The sequence below is a fragment of the Pseudomonas sp. LBUM1658 genome, assembly GCF_059716055.1.
On record NZ_CP166798.1, the window covers coordinates 2,558,629 to 2,581,246 of the forward strand.

17 protein-coding genes are annotated in these 22,618 nt (G+C 64.8%); all 17 read left to right on the forward strand.

The features are described 5' to 3' along the window. Positions 1-333 precede the first annotated feature (333 nt). Entirely contained in the window at positions 334-2,616 is a 2,283-nt protein-coding gene (locus ACA064_RS11810; protein ID WP_497673504.1) for a phage tail sheath family protein, read from the forward strand. A gap of 59 nt (positions 2,617-2,675) precedes the next feature. Continuing rightward, positions 2,676-3,200: a phage tail protein gene (locus ACA064_RS11815; protein WP_497673505.1), complete on the forward strand. Its 525-nt coding sequence runs from the start codon at positions 2,676-2,678 to the stop codon at positions 3,198-3,200. 45 nt (positions 3,201-3,245) lie between these two features. Beyond that, positions 3,246-3,995, forward strand: a complete 750-nt coding sequence (locus ACA064_RS11820) for a T4 family baseplate hub assembly chaperone (protein ID WP_497673506.1) — start codon at positions 3,246-3,248, stop codon at positions 3,993-3,995. Further along, on the forward strand, positions 3,992-4,750 hold the full coding sequence (locus ACA064_RS11825) for a hypothetical protein (protein ID WP_497673507.1): 759 nt from the start codon (positions 3,992-3,994) through the stop codon (positions 4,748-4,750). The genes ACA064_RS11820 and ACA064_RS11825 overlap by 4 nt, the downstream gene beginning before the upstream one ends. Beyond that, on the forward strand, positions 4,747-6,057 hold the full coding sequence (locus tag ACA064_RS11830) for a Pvc16 family protein (RefSeq protein ID WP_497673508.1): 1,311 nt from the start codon (positions 4,747-4,749) through the stop codon (positions 6,055-6,057). The genes ACA064_RS11825 and ACA064_RS11830 overlap by 4 nt, the downstream gene beginning before the upstream one ends. Continuing rightward, a complete protein-coding gene (locus tag ACA064_RS11835; RefSeq protein ID WP_497673509.1) occupies positions 6,054-7,967 on the forward strand; it encodes an ATP-binding protein in 1,914 nt (637 codons plus the stop codon). Before ACA064_RS11830 ends, ACA064_RS11835 begins: the two co-directional genes overlap by 4 nt. Beyond that, positions 7,964-8,242, forward strand: a complete 279-nt coding sequence (locus tag ACA064_RS11840; RefSeq protein WP_497673510.1) for a hypothetical protein — start codon at positions 7,964-7,966, stop codon at positions 8,240-8,242. The genes ACA064_RS11835 and ACA064_RS11840 overlap by 4 nt, the downstream gene beginning before the upstream one ends. Beyond that, positions 8,239-11,547 carry an eCIS core domain-containing protein gene (locus ACA064_RS11845; protein WP_497673511.1) on the forward strand — a complete coding sequence of 1,103 codons (3,309 nt, stop codon included), beginning with the start codon at positions 8,239-8,241 and terminating at the stop codon, positions 11,545-11,547. Before ACA064_RS11840 ends, ACA064_RS11845 begins: the two co-directional genes overlap by 4 nt. Further along, on the forward strand, positions 11,544-12,200 hold the full coding sequence (locus tag ACA064_RS11850; RefSeq protein ID WP_046027212.1) for a hypothetical protein: 657 nt from the start codon (positions 11,544-11,546) through the stop codon (positions 12,198-12,200). Before ACA064_RS11845 ends, ACA064_RS11850 begins: the two co-directional genes overlap by 4 nt. Before the next feature lie 36 nt (positions 12,201-12,236). After that, the gene (locus ACA064_RS11855) at positions 12,237-12,554 is read left to right on the forward strand and encodes a hypothetical protein (RefSeq protein ID WP_497673512.1); all 318 of its coding nucleotides are present in this window, start codon (positions 12,237-12,239) and stop codon (positions 12,552-12,554) included. Next, complete coding sequence (locus ACA064_RS11860) at positions 12,547-13,671, forward strand: hypothetical protein (protein ID WP_497673513.1); 1,125 nt, start codon at positions 12,547-12,549, stop codon at positions 13,669-13,671. Before ACA064_RS11855 ends, ACA064_RS11860 begins: the two co-directional genes overlap by 8 nt. Continuing rightward, positions 13,668-14,186 (forward strand): phage baseplate assembly protein V, encoded by a 519-nt coding sequence (locus tag ACA064_RS11865; RefSeq protein WP_497673514.1) that lies wholly within the window; start codon positions 13,668-13,670, stop codon positions 14,184-14,186. Before ACA064_RS11860 ends, ACA064_RS11865 begins: the two co-directional genes overlap by 4 nt. A gap of 69 nt (positions 14,187-14,255) precedes the next feature. Continuing rightward, entirely contained in the window at positions 14,256-14,579 is a 324-nt protein-coding gene (locus tag ACA064_RS11870) for a hypothetical protein (RefSeq protein WP_497673515.1), read from the forward strand. A 1-nt stretch (position 14,580) separates the two neighbouring features. Continuing rightward, positions 14,581-14,943, forward strand: coding sequence for a GPW/gp25 family protein (locus ACA064_RS11875; protein WP_497673516.1), 363 nt, complete (start codon positions 14,581-14,583; stop codon positions 14,941-14,943). Further along, positions 14,940-17,357, forward strand: a complete 2,418-nt coding sequence (locus tag ACA064_RS11880; RefSeq protein ID WP_497673517.1) for a baseplate J/gp47 family protein — start codon at positions 14,940-14,942, stop codon at positions 17,355-17,357. Before ACA064_RS11875 ends, ACA064_RS11880 begins: the two co-directional genes overlap by 4 nt. Continuing rightward, the gene (locus ACA064_RS11885) at positions 17,354-20,476 is read left to right on the forward strand and encodes a putative baseplate assembly protein (protein WP_497673518.1); all 3,123 of its coding nucleotides are present in this window, start codon (positions 17,354-17,356) and stop codon (positions 20,474-20,476) included. The genes ACA064_RS11880 and ACA064_RS11885 overlap by 4 nt, the downstream gene beginning before the upstream one ends. After that, the gene (locus ACA064_RS11890; protein ID WP_497673519.1) at positions 20,473-22,614 is read left to right on the forward strand and encodes a hypothetical protein; all 2,142 of its coding nucleotides are present in this window, start codon (positions 20,473-20,475) and stop codon (positions 22,612-22,614) included. The genes ACA064_RS11885 and ACA064_RS11890 overlap by 4 nt, the downstream gene beginning before the upstream one ends. The last annotated feature ends 4 nt before the right edge of the window (positions 22,615-22,618 follow it).

Consider the following 22,618-nt stretch of genomic DNA (forward strand, 5'->3'; position numbering starts at 1 on the left):
TTAATCCGATGTTTTATAACTATTGAGTATTGCTCTTCGGCGGCAGTTCTTTAAGTTCAGGCGTTTACCGAATGGCTTATGTCATTGAGCCATTAGAAAATTGGAAATGCTTGAGTTTGCATAATAAACAAAACGATCTATAGCTATCCTTACCTTTCGGATCGTGGGCACGTCAGTTCCCCCCAGGAATTTGAACCGCGTCCAGGTCATCAACGGTTTTCCGAGTAGTGGATGGGTTCGGATGTAGTTGTGTTGGTTGTGAGGCGAAGTTTTATCTGCCTCTGAAGGGATTTGGCCATCAACTTCCTGCATCCTGTCCGGAAAGGATCCGCCATGCCTGTCCAACTCAGCTATCCAGGCGTTTATATCGAAGAACTTCCCAGCGGCGTGCGGACTATTACCGGTGTCGCGACCTCAGTGGCTGCCTTTGCCGGTTCCGCGCCACGCGGGCCGATCAACAGGCCCCAGCACCTGTACAGTTTCGCCGATTACGAGCGGCGCTTCGGCGGCTTGGCGGTGGATTCCGAGATGGGTTATGCGGTCCGCCAGTTCTTCCAGAACGGCGGTACCGAGGCTCATGTGGTGCGTATCGTCAAGGACGCCAGTATCGCGAACAAAACCTTGCAGAACGCGACGCCGATCGACGTGCTGAAGATCGAGGCGCTGGACGAAGGCTCTTCCGGCAACGGTATCGAAGTGCGGGTGGATCACCTCACCATCAACCCCGGTAGTTCATTCAACATCACGTTTATCCGCGCCTCGGATGGACGCACCGAACGTTATGACAACCTGTCGATGAACTCGATGGATGCCCGCTTCGCGCTGGATCAGGTCAATGGGGTTTCACAGTTGGTAAAACTGAGCCGGGTGGTCGGTCAGTCGGCGCTGGATGGGTTGGCCGCCGGCACATCGCGCAGCGCCAGCCTGGCCGATGTGACGACTTTGCTGGACGCCAACCACAACGAATTTCGCGTCAGCGTGAACAACTTGCCGCCGGTCAGGGTACTGATCGCACTGCCGGCGGATATCGCCGGCGGCACCCCGACCCAGCGTCTGGATGCATTGTGTGGCGCCATCCAGGCCCAGGTCCGGGCGCAGGCGAACAGCCAACTGGCCTACCAGAACTTTACGTGCGGGCGGCCGGCGACGACCCAAACGATCTTGATGACGTCCGGTGTCGGCGGTGAATTCTCCAGTGTGCGGGTGCTGCCCGGGCAGAAGAGCAATGCCAGCGCCGCGCTCAAACTGGGCAGTGAAGCCGGTGGGGTCGAGGTCGACGCGGTCGGGGCGATTCGTCCGGTGCCGGTGCCTGATCCGGCGACCCTGACCAGCGATACCTTCGGCGCCAACGACCTGGATGCACTGCCGGATGCGACCCACACCGGCTTGCGCATCAGCCTCGATGGCAATTCCGACGTGATCGATATCGGCGATGCGGCGGCGGTGGGCGGCAACCTGGCGGCCAAACTGAGCGATATCGCCGCGCGGATCCAGGCGGCGGTGCGTGCGCGCAAACCGGGCGATCCCGCGTACCGGAGCTTCACCTGCGTGGTGGCCGGCGACACCCTGGTCCTGGCCACCGGCACCCAAGGCGCGGCCTCGAGTATCGCCGTCTCGGCTTCGCCGCTGAACAGTATCGCCAGCCAACTGCACTTGCTGGCTGGCTCGCTCACCACCCAGCCAGTCAACGTTACCCTGCAGGGCGGCAGTGAAACAGCCTATGCCGCCGCAGATATCTATGCCGCCTTCATCGCTGACCGCGACACGCGCAAAGGGCTGTATGCCCTGGAAGCGGTGGACCTGTTCAACATCCTCTGTTTGCCGGGTATCACCGACCCCGGCGTGCTGGCGGATGCGGCGGCCTACTGTGAGGAACGCCGGGCATTTTTCGTGATCGACTCGCCGCCAACGGCGGTCGATCCCCAGACGATGGTGGCGGCGGTATCCGGCACTGCGTTGCCAAAGTCCGATCACGCCGCGGTCTACTACCCCTGGATTTACATCGCCGACCCCTTGAAGAACGGCAAGCTGCGTCTCAGCGCACCTTGCGGCACCGTGGCCGGGCTCTACGCCCGCACCGATGGCGACCGCGGTGTATGGAAAGCGCCGGCCGGCACTGAAGCCAGCCTGATCGGGGTGCAAGCACTGAGCTATCAATTGAACGACCGCGAGAATGGCAGCCTCAACCCGTTGGGGGTCAACTGCCTGCGCAATTTCCCGGTCTACGGCGCGGTGTCCTGGGGTGCCCGGACCTTGCGCGGCAACGACCAGATGACCTCGGAATACAAATACGTACCGGTGCGCCGCCTGGCCCTGTTTCTCGAAGAAAGCCTGTATCGCGGCACTCAGTGGGTGGTGTTCGAGCCCAATGATGAGCCGCTCTGGGCGCAGATCCGGCTTAACCTCGGCGCCTTCATGAACAGCCTGTTCCGCCAGGGCGCCTTCCAGGGTAAAACGCCGCGCGAGGCCTATCTGGTCAAGTGCGATCGCGAAACCACCACCCAGGACGACATCAATCGCGGTGTGGTGAATATCCTGGTGGCTTTCGCCCCTCTGAAGCCGGCGGAGTTCGTGGTGATCAGGATCCAGCAGCTGGCTGGGCAGATTCAGGTGTGATCAAGGCTGCGGCCACCCGGGTGGGTGACCGCTGAACCGCTGCATCGGGGAGATATGCCATGGCTCAGTTCACGGTCAACGCCCAGCGTTTCGATCCGTACAAGAACTACAAATTCCGCGTCAAGTGGGACGGTCGCTATGTCGCGGGCATCAGCAAAGTGTCGGCGCTCAAGCGCACCACGGAAGTGGTCAAGCACCGCGAGGGCGGTGATCCCAGCAGCAGCCGCAAATCGCCGGGGCGCACCGAGTTCGAGGCCATCACCCTGGAACGCGGGGTAACCCACGATGCCGATTTCGAGCGTTGGGCGAACAAGGTCTGGAACTTCGCTTCCGGCCTGGGCGCGGAGGTGTCGCTCAAGGATTTTCGCAAGGACATCATCATCGAACTGTACAACGAGGCCGGCCAACTGGCCCTGGCGTACAAGGTGTTCCGCTGCTGGGTCAGCGAGTTCCAGTCGCTGCCGGACCTGGACGCCAATGCCAACGCCGTCGCCATCGCCCGGCTAAAGCTGGAAAACGAAGGCTGGGAGCGCGATTACGAGGTGGCCGAACCGAGCGAGCCAAGCTTCAACGAGCCGAACTGACGAGGCATCGTGCCTGCTGGCGTTTCCATGACGGAGTCCCTGACTGTGTCCAAGCTTGATTCCGCTGACTGGCTGGCGATCTGGGACCATAGCCAGACGCTGCCCCCCGCACTGCAATCCTGCGCGCTATTGGCGCCCTTGCTGGCCGACGGCCTGGCGGGCGCCGAGCGGTTGCCGGTAGGGCGGCGCGATGCCCATCTGCTGGATCTGTATGGCGCACTGTTCTGTCCGCAATTGACCGCCATGGCCTGCTGCGGACATTGCGCCGAGCGCCTGGAGCTGAACCTGAACACCGCCGACCTGCGTCTGGATGATCCGCCCGCCGAGGCGCCGGAACTGCAATTGGAGTGGCAGGAATACCGCCTGCGTTTTCGCCTGCCGGACAGCCTCGACCTGGCGGTCCTGGCCCAATGGTTGACCCTTGAGCCGATGCCGGACATCGAACAGGCGCGGCAACTATTGGTCCGGCGTTGCGTGCTGGAGGCTGTGCAGGGCGCGCAGCCGATATCGCCCGAGGCCTTGCCGCCGGGTCTGCTGCAGGCATTGAGCGAGGCCATGATCCAAGCCGATCCACAAGCGCTGGTTGAGTTAGACATGCGCTGCCCGGCGTGCGAGGAACGCTGGAGCGAGGCCTTCGATATCGGCAGCTATCTGCTGGAAAGCCTCAATCATTGGGCGCACCGGACACTCGATCAAGTGCATCTGCTGGCGGCGGCCTACGGCTGGAGCGAGGCGCAGATTCTCGCCTTGAGCCCGCAGCGTCGCGCCCGCTATCTGCAACGTGTGCGGTCATGAGTGATTTGCTCTTGGCCCTGGCCCGGCGCGCCCTGCAGCCGCCGGCGATTCGGCCGCGAATCGGCTCGCGCTTTGAAACCGACGCTATTGTGCCGCGCGATGTCGAGCCGGCGCCGCCATCGCCGCCGGCATCCACCCGCGAACCGCCCACCTCGACTGTCCCGCAACCCGTGCTGGTGCAGCCGAGCCCCGAGCCGTCCACGCCGATGCCGCCCGTTACGCCGGTGTTGCGCCGGGTGGCCTCGCTGCTGCAGCCAACGCCGCCGGCGGCGACCATCCCGCCACCCACGCCTGGACCGCCGCAGAGCGTGGTTTCGCCAGTGTTTGCAGCGCCGAAGGACGCCGGTTTATCGCGGATTGCGCTGCCGGTGTCGCCGGTTGTCGATACCGCGCAAGCGCAGTCACCCCTGGGCCTGGAAACCCGGTTGATCGAGCGCTCCCACAGTGAACAACGCATCGAGCGCCACGAACTGAGTCGGGAACTGATCGAGCGCCGTGTCGAGCGTTTGCATGAGCAAGCGCCCAACGCCAACGCGGCATCCCAGCCACTGCATGCCCGGCAGGAACCGCGCCCGCCACAGGTCGATGGGCAAGCCACCGCGCCACGGGTCGAAATCACTATCGGCCGGATCGAAATTCTCCCGCACGAGGCCGCGCCCGCAGCGCGTCGGGAAGAGCCGCCCCGGCGCCTGCCGGCCAAGTCTCTGGATGACTACCTGAGCGAGCGTAACGCCGGTGCAGGGCCGCGATCATGAGTTCGCCACTCGGGTTGGCCGCCGCGCTCGCGACGCTCCAGCAACTGCTCGAAAGCGGTCTGGCTGACATGAAAATCAGCGATGTGCTGGGCGGGGCGCCGAGCGTCACTTGTGTCGGCCCGGACCGCATAGATCCCGACGGCGGCAACCAACTGAACCTCTTTCTCTACAACCAGACGCGCAATCCCGGCTGGGCCAACGTCGGCCTGCCGAGCCGCGATACCTTGGGTGAGCGCATCGGCAATCCACCCCTTGCACTGGACTTGCACGTTCTCATCACCGCCTATGGCGACGCTGACTTCCACGCCGAGATCCTGCTCGGCGCCGCCATGCAGATCCTTCACGACACGCCGGGAATGGGCCGCGATGCCATCCGCGCGGCGCTCAAACCGGCGCCGAACAAACCCAATGTGCCCAAGGCCCTGGAGCGCGCCGGGCTGGCCGAGCAGCTGGAGCAACTGCGGATCACGCCGCTCAACCACAGCACCGACGAACTCTCGCGCATCTGGTCCGCGATCCAGGTGCCGGCGCGGCCCAGCGCAGCGTACCTGATCAGCGTGCTGCTGCAATCGACGGCCAGGAGCCAGCGCACGCCGCTGCCGGTACTGGCACGCAACCTCTATGTGGTGCCGTTGCGTACGCCACGGGTGGACCGGGTCGAATCGGTGGCCGGTGCGGCCATGCCGATTCTGCCGGACGGCAGCGTGCGGGTCAGCGGCGCCAACCTAAAGGCCCAGGCTGTGCAACTGTGGGTCAACGGACTGGACCTGAGCGCCGGTCTGAGCAAAGTTGAAAACGAGACCCTGGAGTTCGGCTTCCTGTTGCCGGCGCTGCCTTCATCCTTGCGGGCGGGCGTCTGCACATTGCAGGTTGTCCATGAGCAATGGTTGGGTACACCGCCAGTAGCGCATGGGGCGGTGCAATCGAACCCTGGCGTATTCATCCTCAACCCGCAGGCGAGTTTTGTCGTAGAGCCCGGGGCCACCAGCTCGGTGGTCGACGGCGTGACCTACCGCTCCGGGGGCATAAAGGTGACCTGCACTCCGCCAGTGGGCCCGCGGCAGCGGGTGCGCCTGCTCCTCAACGAAAAGGACCCGCCGGGCGATCGGCCGGCACGGGCTTATAGTTTCAGCGCGATTGACGGTAATGGCATTCTCCCGCCGGCCGAGCAGAGCGCAGCCGTCACCGTCGAATACCAGGGCGTCGCCCAGGGTGCCTACCTGGCAAGGGTACAGGTGGATGCCGGAACCAGCGCGCTGGTCATGGGCGCCGATGGGCAATTCAGCACGCCGCAGGTGCTGCCATGAGCCAGCGCCGCGATTTCGCCGAAAACCGCCGCGTGCTGACCCAGGCGTTGAATGCCTTCGCCGCTTATTTGAAGGCGCGGTTGGCTGGCGACCCCGCGCCTCTGGGTGCTTATCTGCAAACCCCGCCGGCCCTGGCGCTGTTGAGCGAGCGGTTGGGGCTGAGCCGGTTCGAGCAGGATTTGTTGCTGCTGGCCGCCGCCGTAGACCTCGACCCACGCTTTCGCGACCTGCTGGCCCAAGCCCACGGCGACGTGAACCAACCCTGGTTGAGTTTCGAGTTGGCCCTGCGTCTGTTACCGGAACCGGAGTGGAGTGCGATCACCCCGATCGGCCGGCTGCGGCGCTGGCAATTGCTCGAGCCGTGCGGCAGTGGCGGGGCGCTGCAAGTGCGGCTGGTAGTGGATGAAATCATCCTGCACCGGATCGCCGGCCTGAGCTTTCCCGACCCGCGTCTGGAGCCGTGGTTTCGTCAGGAAAACCTGGCGGATGCCCCATTGGTCGCAATCGACAGGCATCAGGCCAGGGCCGGCATCCTCGAGATCGCCGCCCAGTGGCAGGCGGCACCCAGCCTGGCCGTGGCGCCGATCGCACGGCTGGTGGACGGCGACGGCGAAAGCTACGCCCAGGCTCTGGCAACAGAGCTGGGACTCAAGCTTTACCGGATGGCCGAGCATGACCTGCCTGCCGGACCAGCCGAGCGCGAGCAATTGGCGCACCTGTGGGAGCGTGAAGCGCTGTTGCACGGTGTGCTGCTCTGGTTGCAACCGCACAGTCTGAACCCGGAGCAGGCACAACGCCTGGGCGAGTTCCTCGATCATCTGCAGTGCCTGTTGCTGCTCAGTGGCGACAGCGCGCCCGCCTTGCGTCGCCGTCAATGCCGGGTCACCGTCCAGGGCAGCGACGCGTCGGCGCGGCTCACGCTCTGGCAGCAACAATTGGCTGAGTCAGGCGCTTGCGTCAACGGTGGTCTCGGTCTGCTGGCGGAACAGTTTCAGCTCAACGGCAGCACCATCCTGCGTCTCGCCGAGGGCTTCAAGGCCAGGCCCCAGGGCGGTGCCGAACACCTCTGGCAGGTGTGTCGCGAAGAAGCCCGACGCGGCCTGGAGCACTTGGCCGAACGGGTGGACGCCCGTGCCGGTTGGGACGATCTGGTGCTGCCGGACGCGGCCCTGACCAGTCTGCATGCGTTGGCGGCCCAGGTCCGCCAGCGCACGCGGGTCTACCGCGATTGGGGCTTTGCCCGGCGCAGCGACCGTGGCCTCGGTATCAGCGCGTTGTTCGCCGGCGGCAGCGGCACCGGCAAGACCCTGGCCGCCGAAGTGCTGGCCAATGAACTGCGGCTGGACCTTTACCGCATCGATCTGGCGGCGCTGGTCAGCAAGTACATCGGCGAGACCGAGAAGAACCTGTCGCGGGTATTCGCCGCGGCCGAAAGCAGCGGCGCGATCCTGCTGTTCGACGAGGCCGACGCCTTGTTCGGTAAACGCAGCGAGGTGCGCGACAGTCATGACCGCTACGCGAACCTGGAGGTCAGCTACCTGCTGCAACGGATCGAGACTTACCGCGGCCTGGCGATTCTCACCACCAACCTGAAGCAGGCCATCGACCCGGCGTTCCAGCGCCGCATCCGTTTCATCGTGCACTTTCCGTTTCCCGATGTGGAGGCCCGCAGCGCCATCTGGCAGCGGGCGTTTCCGTTCGATGCGCCGTGCAGCGCGCTGGACATTGGCAAGTTGGCGAGGCTTTCGCTGTCGGGCGGGCATATCCGCAACCTGGCCTTGAACGCGGCCTTCCTCGCGGCGGACAAGGACATGGCCATCGGCATGCAGCATCTGCGCGCCGCGGCCGAAGCGGAGTTCGCCAAACTGGAGAAACCGCTGCCGGCGGCGGAAGTGGGGGACTGGGAATGACCCGCACCCTGGCACCCGCCGCCCCGACCATCAGCCTGACAATAGGTACCCTGGCGCTGCCCGGTTATTCGTTGCGCAATGGCCAGAGACTGGCCGGCGCCCTGGAGCGCGAGTTGGGACGTTTGCTGATCCAGGGACCGCTGCCGGGGCAGGGCTTTGCGCTCGAACAGGTGCAAATTCCCCGGTTCGCCACGCCCGCCGGTGAACGCCCGGAGCGCACCGGGCGGCGCCTGGCTCGGTTGATCGCCGAACAGCTGCAGGGGCCGGAACAATGACCGAACACGCATTCGCCCCCAGTGCTGAACGCGACGCCTCGCCGCCGAAGACCGCCGTGCGCGGTCTGCTGTTACAGCGCAGGTGCGCCTGTGGCGCGGGAGCCGGTAGCAGCGGCGAGTGCGAAAGCTGCGCCGCCGGCCGCGCGCAGAACCTGCAACGCAAAAGCAATGGTGCCGAGAGCGGGCAGGGCGTGCCGGCCTCGGTCAGCGAGACCCTGGCACGTCCCGGTCGACCGTTGGGCGCGGACACCCGTGATTTCATGGAGAGCCGTTTCGGCAGCGACTTCGGCGCTGTTCGCATACACGACGACAGCGCCGCCGGGGCCAGCGCCCAGGAGGTGGATGCGCATGCCTTCACGGTCGGCCAGGACATTGTGTTCGGCGACGGTCAATACCAGCCCGACAGCGACAGCGGCCGACACCTGTTGGCCCACGAACTGGCCCACACCGTGCAGCAACAAGGCCTGCAACGCTCCGGTATCAGCAACCTGGCCGATCAGGGCCCCCACTACCAGCAGCTGGAGCGCGAGGCCGACTTCGCCGCCGACAGCGTGATGCGCGGCCAGCCGCTGGCCAGCGGCGTGCTCAGCCAGAGCGGGCCGCGCCTGTCGCGCAAGGGCAAGTCGCAAGACTATGAGGTGGAGAGCCGTTACAGGGACCTGGAAATGACCACCGGGCACAAGGTCACGCCGGAGAAGAAAACCACCGCCAAAGTGAAGGGCAAGGACAAGGAGCTGGCCTCGTTCGACGTCGATTTTCTTGAGTTGCATGAGGTCAAGGGGCCGGTGCTCAAGGACTGGCAAAGCAAGGCCAAGGCCAAGGCCCTGCGTGCAATCATCACGTTGCAGGGGGCCAAGGCCCAGGAAGCGGGCCTGTGGCAAATGCGCGTCAGTTCCGACGAGTTGCGCTCGCGCTGGGTCAACCTGCGCGGCTGGAAGATGGGCGATGCGCTGAACACCGCCTGGCAAAAGGCCGGTGGCGATGCCGAGTTTCCCAAGGTCGGCGGTGGCACCTGCGAGATGGATCACGTCATCGAATTGCAGGTGGGAGGCGATAACACCCAGGAAAATATTCAGGTGCTCGACCGCACGGACAACGGTATGAGCGGCAGCCTGATCAAGCAACAGGTGTTCGGTCTGGCACAAGCCATCGCGGAAAAAATCGAGGAGGGTGGCGAGGAGCCGCCGGCGCAGATCCGCCTGGTGTTTGCCGATTCCAAAATGAAGAGCACAGGCAAGTGCGGGCCCTGCTGCGAAACCGCCAGGAAGCTCGGCAAGCCCGGCAAGGACGGGCGTGCCGACAAGTCCACGGAAATCCTGATCGACTACCCGGTCTTGGCCGGCGGCAGCACGCGGGTGCTAAGGGTCAGTGAAAAGAGCAAGACGCCACCGATCTTCGAGTCCGGTATCCCGGAAAACGTCGCGGGCGCGGAAATCCTTCCCGGGCTGTTGTTGATGACCCTGCGCCGGGTCGGCAAGGGCAAAGACAGCATCAACGCGGTGATCGACACCCGCGACCGGACGCGCCTGCCCATCACCCTGCCGGCCAAGGGCACGGGAGTGGTGCTGGATGTCGCCGAGGACGGCAGCCTGACTCTCTCCGAGGCAGCGAAGAAAAACGCCGGTATCGCGTTCACTTACGACTACCTGAGCCCCGGGCGTTTCACCAAACTGGATCTGGTGCCCGGCGGGGTCGCCGGCGAGGGCTACATCACGCCCACCAAAGTGCCCTTGCTGCAACGGCTCGAGGTGGCCTTCTCTCCGGAGTATTTCCGGCTCAAGGCGCCGCTGGACAAGAACAAGCTGAAGCCACCGTTTGCCGGGGTGAAAATCACCGAAGCCTCCCTGGCCATCGACCTGGCGCCCAAACTGAAGCCGGTCGGCAGCGTGGCGTTCGAGTTCGGCACCACGAAGAAAATCGCCGCGAGCAAAGTCGAGGTCAGTGCCGACGAGAATGGTCTGGTGCTGACTGGAGTCCTTTTCGTCTACTTGCCCGGGGTCGATGAAGCCAAGGGCGAGATCAAGTACCAGGCCGGTGCGTGGAGTGGCGGGGCGCATATCGAGTCGGGGCAAATGGCCGGCAAGATCCCCTATGTCAAAAGCGGCGCTGTCGATGTGTTCCTCAAGGCCGGCAAGATCGACGCCAGCGGCAAGGTCAACCTGGAGCTGCCGGGTGGCAACGAGGCCTCGCTGGAGCTCAATTACACCCGCAGCAAGTGGGTGTTCCAGGGACACGGCAAGATCAAGGTCAAGAACCCCTACCTCAAGCCGATCCAGGCCAGTCTCTGGTATGACGGTGAACTGTTCATCGCCAAGGGCCAGGCCGGATTCGCCTTCTCGGGCCTCGACGGGATCGTGGATGCCACCTACGAGAACAAGGCCGGCAACGAGAAGGTCTACGGCAAGGGCGATATCAAGATCGACAAGGGCCGGGCCAAGGGCAATATCGTCGTCGAGTTGCTGCCCAACGGAAAAATCACCGGCAAGGGCAGGCTGTCCTACGAAATCAAGAAGGACATGGTGGCCACGGCCGGCATCACGGTGGACGAACAGCAAAAGATCACCTTCGACGGCGAGTTGAGCTTTCCCGACGTCACCCTGTTCAAGCGCTTCCCGGAGAAACAGGAAAATCAACCGATTTTCTCGGCCTCGGGCAGCATTCCGATTCCTGGCGCCTCCATCGGCCCGATCGGGCTCAAGGTCAAGCTCTGGGGCAGTCTGGGGTATTACTACTATGTCGGCCCCGGGGTGCTCACCGGGATCAAGGCCACGGTCAGGTTCAGCCCGTTCGAAGCCGACCCGGACTTCAGTTTCAACCTCAAGGCCATCGCCCGCATCCCGGCGGGAGGGGGGATCAGCGGCAAAGTCGGCGCTGATGTGGTCATTGATCTGTACCTCGCCGAGGTCGGTGGCGGCCTCAGCGTCGAGGCCTCGGTCGGTCTTGAAGGCAAGGCTGAACTGGACGGCGAGATCGCCTACAGCAAGGACAAATTCAGCGTCGATGCCAAGGCCTATATCGGCGGCGCCGTGGTGCTGGACGCGGCGCTGAAGGCCAGGGTCTATGCCGAAGCCGGGGTCTGGCGGTTCAAGATACGTACCGAAAAGACCTGGAAACTGCTCGATGGCAAATTCGACACCGACCTGAAACTCGGCGTGCGCCTGCCGCTGCACTACGACAGCATCGACGGCTTTCGCATGCCCAGGCTCTCCGACATCAAACCCGAACCCGCGCAGCTCAATCTCGATCCTTCGAAGATGCTCTCCAACCTGTTCGGCAACGCCAAGAATGAGGAGCACGAGGTATGACCGGTTTTTCCAATTCGCCGAAAGTGCTCAAGGGCGGCCTGATCCTCATCGACCCGGCCAGCGGTGCCGTGCTGCGGGTGATCGCGCTGCAATACAACCCCGACCTGCTGACCCGCAGCCTGCAACCGCAGAGCACCGGCGGCAGTGCGGCGATCAGCGAACCGCTACGGTTGAAGGGGCCGCCGGTGGAGACAATCAAACTCGACGCCGAGATCGATGCCACCGACCAGCTGGAGTTCTCCGACCAGCACCCTGGTGCGATCGAGGTCGGTATCCACCCGCAACTCGCGGCACTCGAAACCATCGTCTACCCGGACAGCAACGCCTTGATCCGCAACAACCAGATGGCGAGCGCCGGCACCCTGGAAATCGTTCCGGTGCAAGCGCCGCTGCCCTTGTTCGTGTGGAGCAAGGAACGCGTGGTGCCGGTGCGCATCACCGATTTTTCCATCGTCGAGGAAGCGTTCGACGTCAACCTCAATCCGATTCGCGCGCGCATCACCCTCGGCATGCGCGTGCTCAACATCAATGACCTGGGCTTCGGCGACAAAGGCGGGCACCTCTACATGGTTTACCACCAGAGTCGTGAACGCCTGGCGCGCAAGGCCAGCAGCGCGACCCTGGCCAGCCTGGGGCTGAGCGCGCTTTTCTAAATCAACAGCTAGCTGCAGAACTGAAGGACAACCACGATGAGCGACCGCTTCCCACCCAACAGCCGTTACTACCCGACCGAAACCGCCGAGCTGGTCCAGGCCGATGGTCGACGCCTGGTCTATCTGCGGCGGCGCTTCGTACCCGACCCGGCAAGCTTTGTCACTTTGCAGATCTACACCGTGATGGAGGGCGACCGTATCGATCGCATGGCTGCTGCGGTGCTTGGCGATCCAGAACAGTTCTGGCGGCTGCCGGATGCCAATGGCAGCCTCCACCCGCTGGAGCTGGAAGAGTTGGGCCGGCACATCCGCCTGACTTTGCCCGAAGGCATGCAGGGGCCGGGCGATGCTTAAAGGCATGCATGTTTCGTTGCTGGTCGGCCCGGCGATCCCGTTGCCGGTGCCCAAGCCGCTGATCGATGCCTTGCAGAGCATCCAGGTGACGTCGGCGGCGGGCGCGCGCAGTGGCTTCCAGATCAGCTTCGCCCTGCAAAATAACTCGCCACTGCACACCCTGTTGTTGCTCACGGGCGGGCGAGTGCCCTGGCTGCGGGTACTGATCGTGATCACCCTCAACAGCCTGCCGATGGTGTTGATGGACGGTCTGATCACCCGCCAGGAAGTCAGTGGCTCCAACGACCCGGGGCAGAGCACGCTGACCATCACCGGGGAGGACCTGTCAGTGGCCATGGACCAGCAGGAATTCAACGGCATTCCCTATCCGGCCATGTCGGCCGAGGCGCGGGTGGCGCTGATCGTCGCCAAGTACGCGATCTTTGGCATGGTGCCGCTGGTGATCCCGCAAATCTTCAGCGATGTGCCGATCCCGGTGGAAAAAATCCCCACCCATGACGGCACCGACCTGGCCTATGTGCAGAAGCTGGCCAAGGATGCCGGTTACGTGTTCTACGTTGAACCCGGGCCGCTGCCGGGGATGAATACCGCCTACTGGGGCCCGGAGATCAAGCTCGGGATACCGCAACCGGCGCTGAACCTGGGCATGGATGCCCACAGCAATGTCGAGGCGCTGTCATTCAGCGTGGACAACACCAAGGCCAGCCTGCCCATCGTGTTTATCCAGAATCCGCTGACCAAGTTCCCGATTCCATTGCCGATCCCCGACATCAGTCTGCTCAACCCGCCGCTGGGCGCGCTGCCGCCGATTCCCAAGTCGATCCATCTGCTCAAGGACACCGCCAAGCTCTCGCCGATGGCGGCCTTGTCCAAGGGCTTGGCAGAGGCGGCGGGCTCGGCGGATGTGGTGACCGCCACCGGTTCGGTCGATGTACTGCGTTACGGCTCGGTGTTGAAGGCGCGCCAGTTGGTCGGCGTGCGCGGCGCGGGCAGCGCCTTCGACGGTTTGTATTACGTGAAAAGCGTGACCAGCAATTTCAAGCCGGGCGAGTTCAAGCAGAACTTCACGCTGACCCGCAACGGCCTGATCTCGACGTTGCCGAGGGTACCGGTATGAACGCTGAGCAAGGCAAGTTCTACGGCAAGTTCCGCGGTGTGGTGTTGAACAATATCGATCCGATGCAGATGGCCCGCGTCCAGGTCCAGGTGCCGGATGTGCTGGGGCTCGGCATTTCCAGCTGGGCCATGCCCTGCGTGCCATTCGCCGGCCAGCAGAGCGGGATGTTCGTGCTGCCGCAGATCGGCGCCGGGGTCTGGGTCGAGTTCGAGCAGGGCAACCAGGATTACCCGATCTGGGTCGGCGGCTTCTGGGGCAGCGCGGCGGAGGTGCCAGCCCTGGCGCTGGCGGGGCTGCCGGTGTCGCCAAGCATTGTGCTGCAGACTGGCAACCAGAACGGCCTGACGATCTCCGACCTGCCGGGGCCCACGGGCGGCATCCTGCTCAAGACCCTGACCGGGGCGATGATTTCGATCAACGAAATCGGGATCACCATCAGCAATGGCCAGGGCGCGACGATCATGCTCAACGGCCCGGCGGTGAACATCAATCAAGGCGCATTGACGGTGATTTGAAATGAATATTTCACGTAATCGGCAGCTTGGCCCACAGCCGAACCCGGCCCTGACAGGGGAGGACCGCTGATGCCCGGTTTTCTTTTGCATCTGGGCGCCACGGTGATGTGCAGCCACGGCGGGCAGGCGACGCCGACCGCGCCTTTTGCGCGGGTGACACTCTCCGGCCAGCCCGTGACGACCCTGGCCGCGCCCTATGTGATCGCCGGCTGCGGCATGCCGCCGCCACCCGCCGGCAACGGCCCCTGCGTGACCGGCCAATGGCTGGTCGGCGCAACCCGGGTGTTCGCCGGTGGGCTGCCGGTGCTGCTGCAATCGAGCAGCTCGATTTGCGTCCCCACCGGCACGCCGATGCTGGTCGTCGTCACTCAGCTACGGGTCTCGGGAGTCTGATATGGCCTTGGACTTTCCCTTCAGCATCGACTCGCGCGGGCGCAGTGCCGAGGTCTACGCCGATCTGCAGGTGCGGGACATGATCGAGCAGGTGCTGTTCACCGTGCCGGGCGAGCGGGTGAACCGTCCGGACTTCGGCTGTGGCCTGCTGCAATTGGTGTTCGCGCCCAACAGCGACGCCCTCGCTGCCGCCGTGCAGATGACCGTGCAAGGTTCGCTGCAACAGTGGCTGGGGGAGCTGATCGAGGTCGAGGCGGTGACGGTCGAGAACCTCGATGCGCGCCTCGGCGTGACGGTGCAGTACGTCATGCGCCGGGATCGCCAGCGGCAACTGGCGACCTTTAGCCGGGGGCTTGCGCCATGAAACGGCAGTTTTTGTCCGACAACCGTCATCGCCTGCAATTGCTGCGTGACCTTGAGCCGCCGAGCCTCAATGGTATCGACTACCTGGAAGTGGTGTCCCTGGATCAGCGCAAGTTGCGCGTGGTGTTCGTCAATCCGTTGGCCGGCATCACCGCGGCCCATTGCCGGATCGAGGGTGGCGTGCGCATCACGGCTGTGCGCATCGAGAGCCTGAGCATCAACGGCAATCAGCTCGAGATTACCGTGGACCAGGCCGGGGATTTCTCCTGGTACCGCTTTGTCTTGATCAATCCCTCGGCGCCCGAGGACCCGCCGCCGGGCTTCGACCCTTGCCTGTCGAGCATCCGCTTCAGTTTCAAGGCGCAGTGCCCGTCCGAATTCGATTGTGCCGACGAGCAACTGTGCCCGCCGCAGGTGCCGGCCGAGCCGCTGCTGGATTACCTGGCCAAGGATTACGGCAGCTTTCGCCGGTTGATGCTGGACCGGATGGGGCAGTTGATTCCTGGCTTTCACGAGCGCAACCCGGCGGATTTTTCCGTGGCCCTGGTGGAAATGCTGGCGCATATCGGCGACCAGCTCAGTTATTACCAGGATGCAGTCGCCACCGAGGCGTATCTGGGCACCGCCCGCCGCCGCGTCTCCCTGCGCCGGCATGCGCGGCTGCTGGATTACCCGATCCACGACGGCTGCAACAGCCGGGTCTTCGTCAGCCTGAGCGTCACTGCCCAGGCCGACGGCCAGGTGTTGGCCGCGGGTACGCGACTGTTGACCCGCACTGCCGAGCCCGGGACGGTATTGCCGCAAGCCGCGCTGCAAACTTTGCCTGACGGTGCCACCCAAGTCTTCGAAACGATGCACGCGCTGCCCTTGCAGTCCGCCCATAACCGCATTGATATCCATCATTGGGGCGAGCCGGACTTCTGTCTGGGCAAAGGCGCGCAGGAGGCAGCCCTGATTGACGATCCGCCGCTGAGCTTGCAGGCGGGCATGCTGCTGATCCTCGAAGAAGTGCTGAGCCCCGGCACCGGCCGTGCGCCGGATGCCGACCGCTCCCACCGGCATGCGGTGCGCCTGATCGAGGTTAAGCCCGGGTACGACGCGCTGACCGACACGCCGTTGCAGCTGATCCGCTGGCACGCCGAGGATGCGCTGCCGTTCCCTTTGTGCATCAGCACACGGATCCAGCAGTCCGGAGTCAGCGAGACCTTCAGGATCGCCCGGGCCTGCGCCAATGTGGTCTTGGCCGACCACGGCCTGACCCGCGACGATGAGTCGTTGCTGCCGGACGCAGTGCCGACTGCCGGTCACTACCGCCCACGCCTGCGCGAGCCTGGCATCGTCTATGCCCAACCCTATGAGCACGACCCGACGCGCTCCGCCAGCGGCACCTTGTATCAAGATCCCCGGCAAGCCCGTCCGGCCGGCATGCTGTTGCGCGAAGACGATCCCGGACAGTATGGCGACCAGCCCAAACCCGGGGCCAGCCACTGGTTGCCGCGTCGCGATCTGCTCGGCAGTGACCGCTTCGCCCAGGAGTTCGTGGTGGAGACTGAAGCCGACGGCAGCGCCCACCTGCGCTTTGGCGACAACCGCTTCGGCATGCAACCGCAACCTCACACCCGCCTGTTGGCCAGCTACCGCCAAGGCGGTGGCAGCGTCGGCAATGTCGGCGCCGAGAGCATCACCCAGGTGGTCTGTGCAGACCCTCTGATCAAGGACTTTATCGAAACGCTGCGCAACCCGTTGCCGGCACGCGGCGGCGCGGAACCGGAGAGCTTTGATGCGATCAAGCTGTTTGCCCCGCAGGCTTTCCGCACCCAGGAACGGGCGGTCACCGAAGCCGATTATGCCCGGGTCGCCGAGCGTCACCCGCACGTGCAACGGGCCGCCGCCCGGCTGCGCTGGACCGGCAGCTGGTACACCCTGTTCATCAGCCTCGACCGCAAGGGCGGCAAGCCGCTGGATGCGTCGTTTCGCGAGGAAATGCTGCGCCACCTGGAACGCTACCGGCTGGCCGGGTATGACCTGGACCTCAGCGAACCGATCTATGCCCCGCTGGATATTCAGCTGAACGTCTGCGTGTTGCCGGGCCACTTTGCCGCGACGGTCAAGCTCGGCCTGCTCAAGCGCCTGAGCAGTGGTGAAGACGGGCAAGGACGTCCCGGCTTCTTTCATCCCGATCACTTCAGCTTCGGTCAGGGCCTGGCACTCTCCGCCCTGATGGAGGCGGCGCATTCGGTGACCGGCGTGGCCTCGCTCCAGGTCAAGGTGTTCCAGCGCTGGGGCAAAACCCCAAATCAGGAAATAGAGCAGGGCTTGATCAGTGCCGCGCCGCTGGAAGTGTTGCGCCTGGATAACGATCCGAATTTCCCTGAAAACGGCCGGCTGCTGCTGACTATGCAAGGTGGCTTATGAGTAATGGCGAACAATGCGGCTGCTGCGCCGGGATCAAGGTGCTGACGCCGGTCGACGAACTGAACCCCCCAGGGCAGACGACGTTGCACTATCGGGTCGGCACCCATGGGCGCTTTCGCGAGAGCCAGCTGGCGCGCCTGTCCGGCCAGCCGCAGCTGCTCGGGCTGAGCACCCGCGATGCCGACGATCCGGCGCTGGCGTTACTCGATGCCTGGGCCGGAGTCCTCGATGTGCTGAGTTTTTATCAGGAACGCATCGTCAACGAGGGCTTCCTGCGCACCGCCACGGAACGGCGTTCGGTATTGGAACTGGGGCGCTCCATCGGCTACGAGCTGCACCCCGGCGTGGCGACCTCGACTTTCCTGGCTTTTTCCCTGGAGACCGCGCCGGGCGCGCCCTTGACCGCGCGGATCGACGCCGGCAACAAGAGCCAGAGCATTCCCGAGCAGGACGAACAGGCCCAGGTTTTCGAAACGCTCGAGCCGTTGTACGCGCGCGCCGCCTGGAATGCCTTGCGCCTGCAGGCCCAGGAAGAAGTGCCGCCCTACTGGGGCGCACGCACCCTGTATTTGAAGGGGCAGAACACCCGCTTGCAAGCGGGCGACCCGCTGCTGATCGTCGGCGACGAACGCCTGAAAAATCCCGGCAGCGAAAACTGGGACCTGCGCCGCGTCGCACGCCTGCAAGTGATTGCGCCGCTGGAGCCGAGCGCCGACCCACTGGCCGGCTACACGGTCGTGACGCTTGACCGGCCACTGGGTGAGGTAGTGCCCCACGTCGAGCCGGCCAAGGCCAATCCACGCTGTTTTGCCCTGCGAACCAAGGCCGCGCTGTTCGGCCAGGCGGCGCCGGACTGGCGGGCAATGCCGCGCAGTTTGCGGGCAAGCTACCTGGGCCTGGACGACGAGAATCAGGCGAACATCAGCCTGCATGGCCAGTGGCCGGGCTTCACCCTGGCCGATGTTTCCGATCCGCCGACCCGTCAGGCCACTGGCAGCGGTCTGTATGGCGAGTATTTCGAAGGCATCGACCTCAAGACGCGCAAGCTCAGCCGTACCGACGCCACGCTGGATTTCGACTGGGGCAGCGCCAGCCCCGACCCGACGTTGACCGTCGATACCTTCTCGGTGCGCTGGAGCGGCTGGCTGCAAATACCCGAGAGCGGCACCTACAGCTTTTTCGTCACCGCCGACGATGGCGTGCGGCTGTGGCTTGGCGGCCAGTTGCTGATCAATCAATGGCAGGTGCAAGGCGCCACTGAATTCAGCGCGACCCTGCGCGAACTCAAGGCCGGGCAAAAGCTCGACCTGCGCCTGGAATACTTCGAAAACGGCGGCGCAGCCGTGATCCAGTTGCGCTGGCAGGGCCCGGGCATTGCCAAACAGATCATCCCCCAGAGTCGACTCTACCCCCGAGACGTACACAGCGTGCACCTGGATGCCAGCTATCCGCGGCTGGTCACGGGCAGTTGGCTGGTGTTGGCGCTGCCCGATTATCAAGAGCTGTACCAGATTCTCGACAGCCGCGAGGATGCCCGCGCCGCCTTCACCCTCAGCAGCAAGACCACACGCCTGAGCCTGCGTGGCGAACAGCTGCGCGAGCTGTTCAATGAACGTCTGCGCGAGACCACGGCCTACGGCGAATCCATCGAGCTGCCGTGGGCGACCCGGCCCCGGTCGGGGTTGCTCGGCGGTCATGTGCTGACGCTGGATGATTTGCAACCGGAGCTGGAAGCGGGTCGCTGGCTGTCGGTCAGCGGCCACACCTTGCCGGACGTGGCGCAAAATGCGCCGGCGCGCCAGCGCCTATTGGCCAATGACCCGCTGGTGGCGGTGGAAATCGCCAGGGACGGCCGGCTCGCCAGCCTGTGTTTTACCGATGGCGCACGCCATGAAGTGCTGTTGGGTTTCGCCAGCGAAGTGCTGCGCCTGAAACGCAATGACAGCAGTGGCCCACGCTCGCGCCTGGAGCTTGAGAGCGATCTGCAACAGGCCTATTTGCCGCTGAGTGTGCGGATCAACGCCAATGTGGCGCCGGCCAGTCACGGCGACAGCAAGCAGATGCAGATCCAGCCGCAAATCCTCGGTAGCGGGGACGCCAGCCAGGCCTTCCAGCGCTTCCTGCTGCTGCAGAAACCACTGACCTATATTTCCTCACCGACCCCGTCGGGCATCCAGAGCACGCTGCAAGTGCGTGTCGAAGGTGTGCGCTGGCGCGAGGCGCCACACCTGGGTGAGCTTGGCGCACAAGACCGTGCCTATCTGTTGCGCCGGGGCGATGATGGCCGGGTCACCGTGCAATTCGGTGACGGCGTGCACGGCAGCCGCCTGCCCACGGGGCAGATGAATGTGCAGGCGTCCTATCGCGTCGGCATCGGTGCGGCCGGCAACCTCGGCAGTGGGCGGATCAGCCTGCTGCTGTCCCGTCCGCTGGGGGTCAAGGATGTGATCAACCCGGTACCCGCGGCTGGCGGGGTCGACCCGGAAGACCGCGACAGGGCTCGGCAGAGCGCACCGCTGAGCGTACGGACCCTGGACCGCATCGTTTCGCTGCGGGATTTCGAAGACTTCGCCGCAGCCTTCGTCGGCGTCGGCAAGGCCCAGGCGGTGTGGTTGTGGGATGGCGAGCGGCGGCTGGTCCACCTCACAGTCAGCGGGGTGGGGGGCGTCAGCATCGATCCCGGCTCGGCGCTCTACCGCAACCTGGCAGCAGCCATCGACGCGGTGCGCCCGGCCCATCAGCCGCTCAAGCTGGCGCCCGGTGCGGTGCTGCGTTTCGGTGTGACGGCCAAGGTCCGGATCAACCCGGACTATCAGAGCGCGGCGGTCCTGAGCGCCGTGCGCAGCGCCCTGGAGCAGGCTTTCGGGTTTGCGGCACGGTCCTACGGGCAACCCGTCAGCGGCAGCGAAGTACTGGCGGTGATGCAGCGGGTACCGGGCGTGGAGCGGGTGGATCTGGATAGCCTGCAGTCCGACGACGGCCTGTCCAGCAGCCGTGTGGCGGGGCCGGATGGCCGACTGCGCGCCCGCGGTGCCCGGTGGCAGAGCCAGCAGATACTGGCGGCACAGCTGCTGTTGCTGGACCCGGCCGCCGTCACGTTGACGGAGCTTGGCCCATGAGCATTGACGCCGAATTCCTGATGGCACGGCTGCCGGCCTTCTACCGTGAGCGCGATGCCGAAATGGGTGGGCCGCTGCGGGCGCTGCTGGAAGTCATCGCCGAGCAGGGTGCAGTGCTGGAGGAGGACATCACCCGGCTCTACGACAACTGGTTTATCGAAACCTGCGACGACTGGCTGGTGCCTTATATCGGCGACCTGCTGGGTGTGCGCGGTCTGTACCCGGTCAGCGGCACCCCGGCGTTCGGCCTGCGCGCCTACGTGGCCAACAGCCTGCGCCTGCGACGTCGCAAGGGTACGCTGCCGGTGCTGGAACAACTGGCATTCGACACCACCGGCTGGCGCGCGCGGGCGGTGGAATTTTTCGAACTGCTGGGCACCACCCAATACCTCGATCACCGCCGCCCGCACAGCGTGCGCACGCCGAACCTGCGTGATGCCGCGCAATTGGAGCGGGTCGACGGCCCCTTCGACCGCAGTGCCCATACGGTCGAGGTACGTTCGCTCCCGGCCGGGCGCTACAACATTGCCAACGTCGGTCTCTATCTCTGGCGCTTGCAGGCCTATGCGCTGCAACGCGCCACGGCCCGGGCCATGACCAGCCTGGAGGGTTTCTACAGTTTCGATGCCCTGGGACGCGACGTCGCCGAGCCGCTGCTGCGGGGCGAGGGCCTGCTGTTCAACCGGCCGCGCACCGAGCAGGAAATCACTCACCTGGCGCAACCGGAAAACGTGCCGGAGCCGCTCTCGCGGCGCCTGCTGCACGACGAACTGACGGCGCTGCGTCAGGCCCTGACCGATGGCGAGGCACCCGACCCGGTGTACTTTCCCCTCGATCGGCAGGAAGAGAGTGGCCCGGTGCTGCGGATCTGGCTGGACGATGTAGAAGTGCCGCCGGAGCATCTGCTGGTGTGCAATCTCTCGCCCTTGCCCGGTGTGGTTCCGCAGGAATGGCGGCGACCACCGACCAGCGTGACGGTGAAATCGAGCAAGGCCGGCCAGCCGGACCAGACCTTTCCCGGTGCTGCCAGCCAGTTTCTGGTGGGCTTCGACCCCGTCCTCGGACGTATCGCCTTGCCGGCCGGCACGACTGTGAGCCGGGTGGAGGTCGCCTACAGCTATGGCTTCCCCGGCGATGTCGGCGCTGGTCCCTACGACCGGCGCCCGGTGCGTCGCGACGATGAGCCGTTGCAGGGCCTGCTCGACCCGGCGGATTTCCAGGTACGGCTGCGGGTCCCGGGCGACCACGCGACCCTGGCCGACGCGCTGGCGGCGGTGAATGCCGGGACCAGTACGCTGATCTATCTGCTGGACGACGGGACCCAGGAACTGGCTCCCGATCTCGACCTGCCAGATACCCACCTGGCCATTGAAGCCGCCAACCAGCGGCGGCCGGTTTTGATCGGCGACTTGCGTTTACGCGGCAACCTCAACACCCGGCTCAGCCTGTCCGGGCTGCTGCTGGACGGGCAGCTGCGCCTGCACGGCGCGCTGGGCGAGGCGAATCTGCGCCATTGCAGCCTGACGCCGAGCAAGGGCGGTATCCGCCACACCGGCACCGGCAGCCAGCTCTGGCTGCGCCTGACCCATTGCCTGTGCGGCCCGTTGCGGGTGAGCAAGGCCATCGCCGGGGTTGAGGGTCGCAACAGTGTGTTCGATAACGGCGATGCCATGGCGTTCGAATTGCCGGACACGCGTCTGCAGCTCGATCGTTGCACCATCTTCGGCGCCAGCGCAGCCGGGGAGCTGGAAGCCAGCAACAGTCTGTTCAGCGCCGAACTGAAGATCGCCAGACGCCAGGAAGGCTGCGTGCGCTTCTGCTATGTGCCGCCGGGCTCGCAGACGCCACGTCGTTACCGCTGCCTGCCGGACCTGGTGACCCAGGGGCTGCCGACCGCTCAGGCGAAGAGCGAGCGCGTACGCGTCACGCCAGCCTTTACCTCGGTGAGTTTCAGCCATCCGGCTTACGCCCAGCTGCGCCTTTCATGTGCTCAAGAACTGCGCACCGGTGCCGAGGACGGCGCCGAAATGGGCGTCTGGAATCTGCTGCAACAACCACAGCGCGAGGCCAACCTGCGTCAGGCCTTGGACGAATACCTGCGCTTCGGCCTGGAGGCCGGGGTGATCTTCGTCAACTGACTGA

What these genes read in the sequence shown, in the direction of transcription:
- ACA064_RS11860 (WP_497673513.1), top strand. Translation starts at nt 12,547, where the DNA reads ATGCTTAAAGGCATGCATGTTTCGTTGCTGGTCGGCCCGGCGATCCCG.
- ACA064_RS11840 (WP_497673510.1), top strand. Translation starts at nt 7,964, where the DNA reads ATGACCCGCACCCTGGCACCCGCCGCCCCGACCATCAGCCTGACAATA.
- ACA064_RS11825 (WP_497673507.1), top strand. Translation starts at nt 3,992, where the DNA reads ATGAGTGATTTGCTCTTGGCCCTGGCCCGGCGCGCCCTGCAGCCGCCG.
- ACA064_RS11875 (WP_497673516.1), top strand. Translation starts at nt 14,581, where the DNA reads ATGGCCTTGGACTTTCCCTTCAGCATCGACTCGCGCGGGCGCAGTGCC.
- ACA064_RS11885 (WP_497673518.1), top strand. Translation starts at nt 17,354, where the DNA reads ATGAGTAATGGCGAACAATGCGGCTGCTGCGCCGGGATCAAGGTGCTG.
- ACA064_RS11815 (WP_497673505.1), top strand. Translation starts at nt 2,676, where the DNA reads ATGGCTCAGTTCACGGTCAACGCCCAGCGTTTCGATCCGTACAAGAAC.
- ACA064_RS11835 (WP_497673509.1), top strand. Translation starts at nt 6,054, where the DNA reads ATGAGCCAGCGCCGCGATTTCGCCGAAAACCGCCGCGTGCTGACCCAG.
- ACA064_RS11850 (WP_046027212.1), top strand. Translation starts at nt 11,544, where the DNA reads ATGACCGGTTTTTCCAATTCGCCGAAAGTGCTCAAGGGCGGCCTGATC.
- ACA064_RS11880 (WP_497673517.1), top strand. Translation starts at nt 14,940, where the DNA reads ATGAAACGGCAGTTTTTGTCCGACAACCGTCATCGCCTGCAATTGCTG.
- ACA064_RS11870 (WP_497673515.1), top strand. Translation starts at nt 14,256, where the DNA reads ATGCCCGGTTTTCTTTTGCATCTGGGCGCCACGGTGATGTGCAGCCAC.
- ACA064_RS11845 (WP_497673511.1), top strand. Translation starts at nt 8,239, where the DNA reads ATGACCGAACACGCATTCGCCCCCAGTGCTGAACGCGACGCCTCGCCG.
- ACA064_RS11855 (WP_497673512.1), top strand. Translation starts at nt 12,237, where the DNA reads ATGAGCGACCGCTTCCCACCCAACAGCCGTTACTACCCGACCGAAACC.
- ACA064_RS11830 (WP_497673508.1), top strand. Translation starts at nt 4,747, where the DNA reads ATGAGTTCGCCACTCGGGTTGGCCGCCGCGCTCGCGACGCTCCAGCAA.
- ACA064_RS11890 (WP_497673519.1), top strand. Translation starts at nt 20,473, where the DNA reads ATGAGCATTGACGCCGAATTCCTGATGGCACGGCTGCCGGCCTTCTAC.
- ACA064_RS11865 (WP_497673514.1), top strand. Translation starts at nt 13,668, where the DNA reads ATGAACGCTGAGCAAGGCAAGTTCTACGGCAAGTTCCGCGGTGTGGTG.
- ACA064_RS11810 (WP_497673504.1), top strand. Translation starts at nt 334, where the DNA reads ATGCCTGTCCAACTCAGCTATCCAGGCGTTTATATCGAAGAACTTCCC.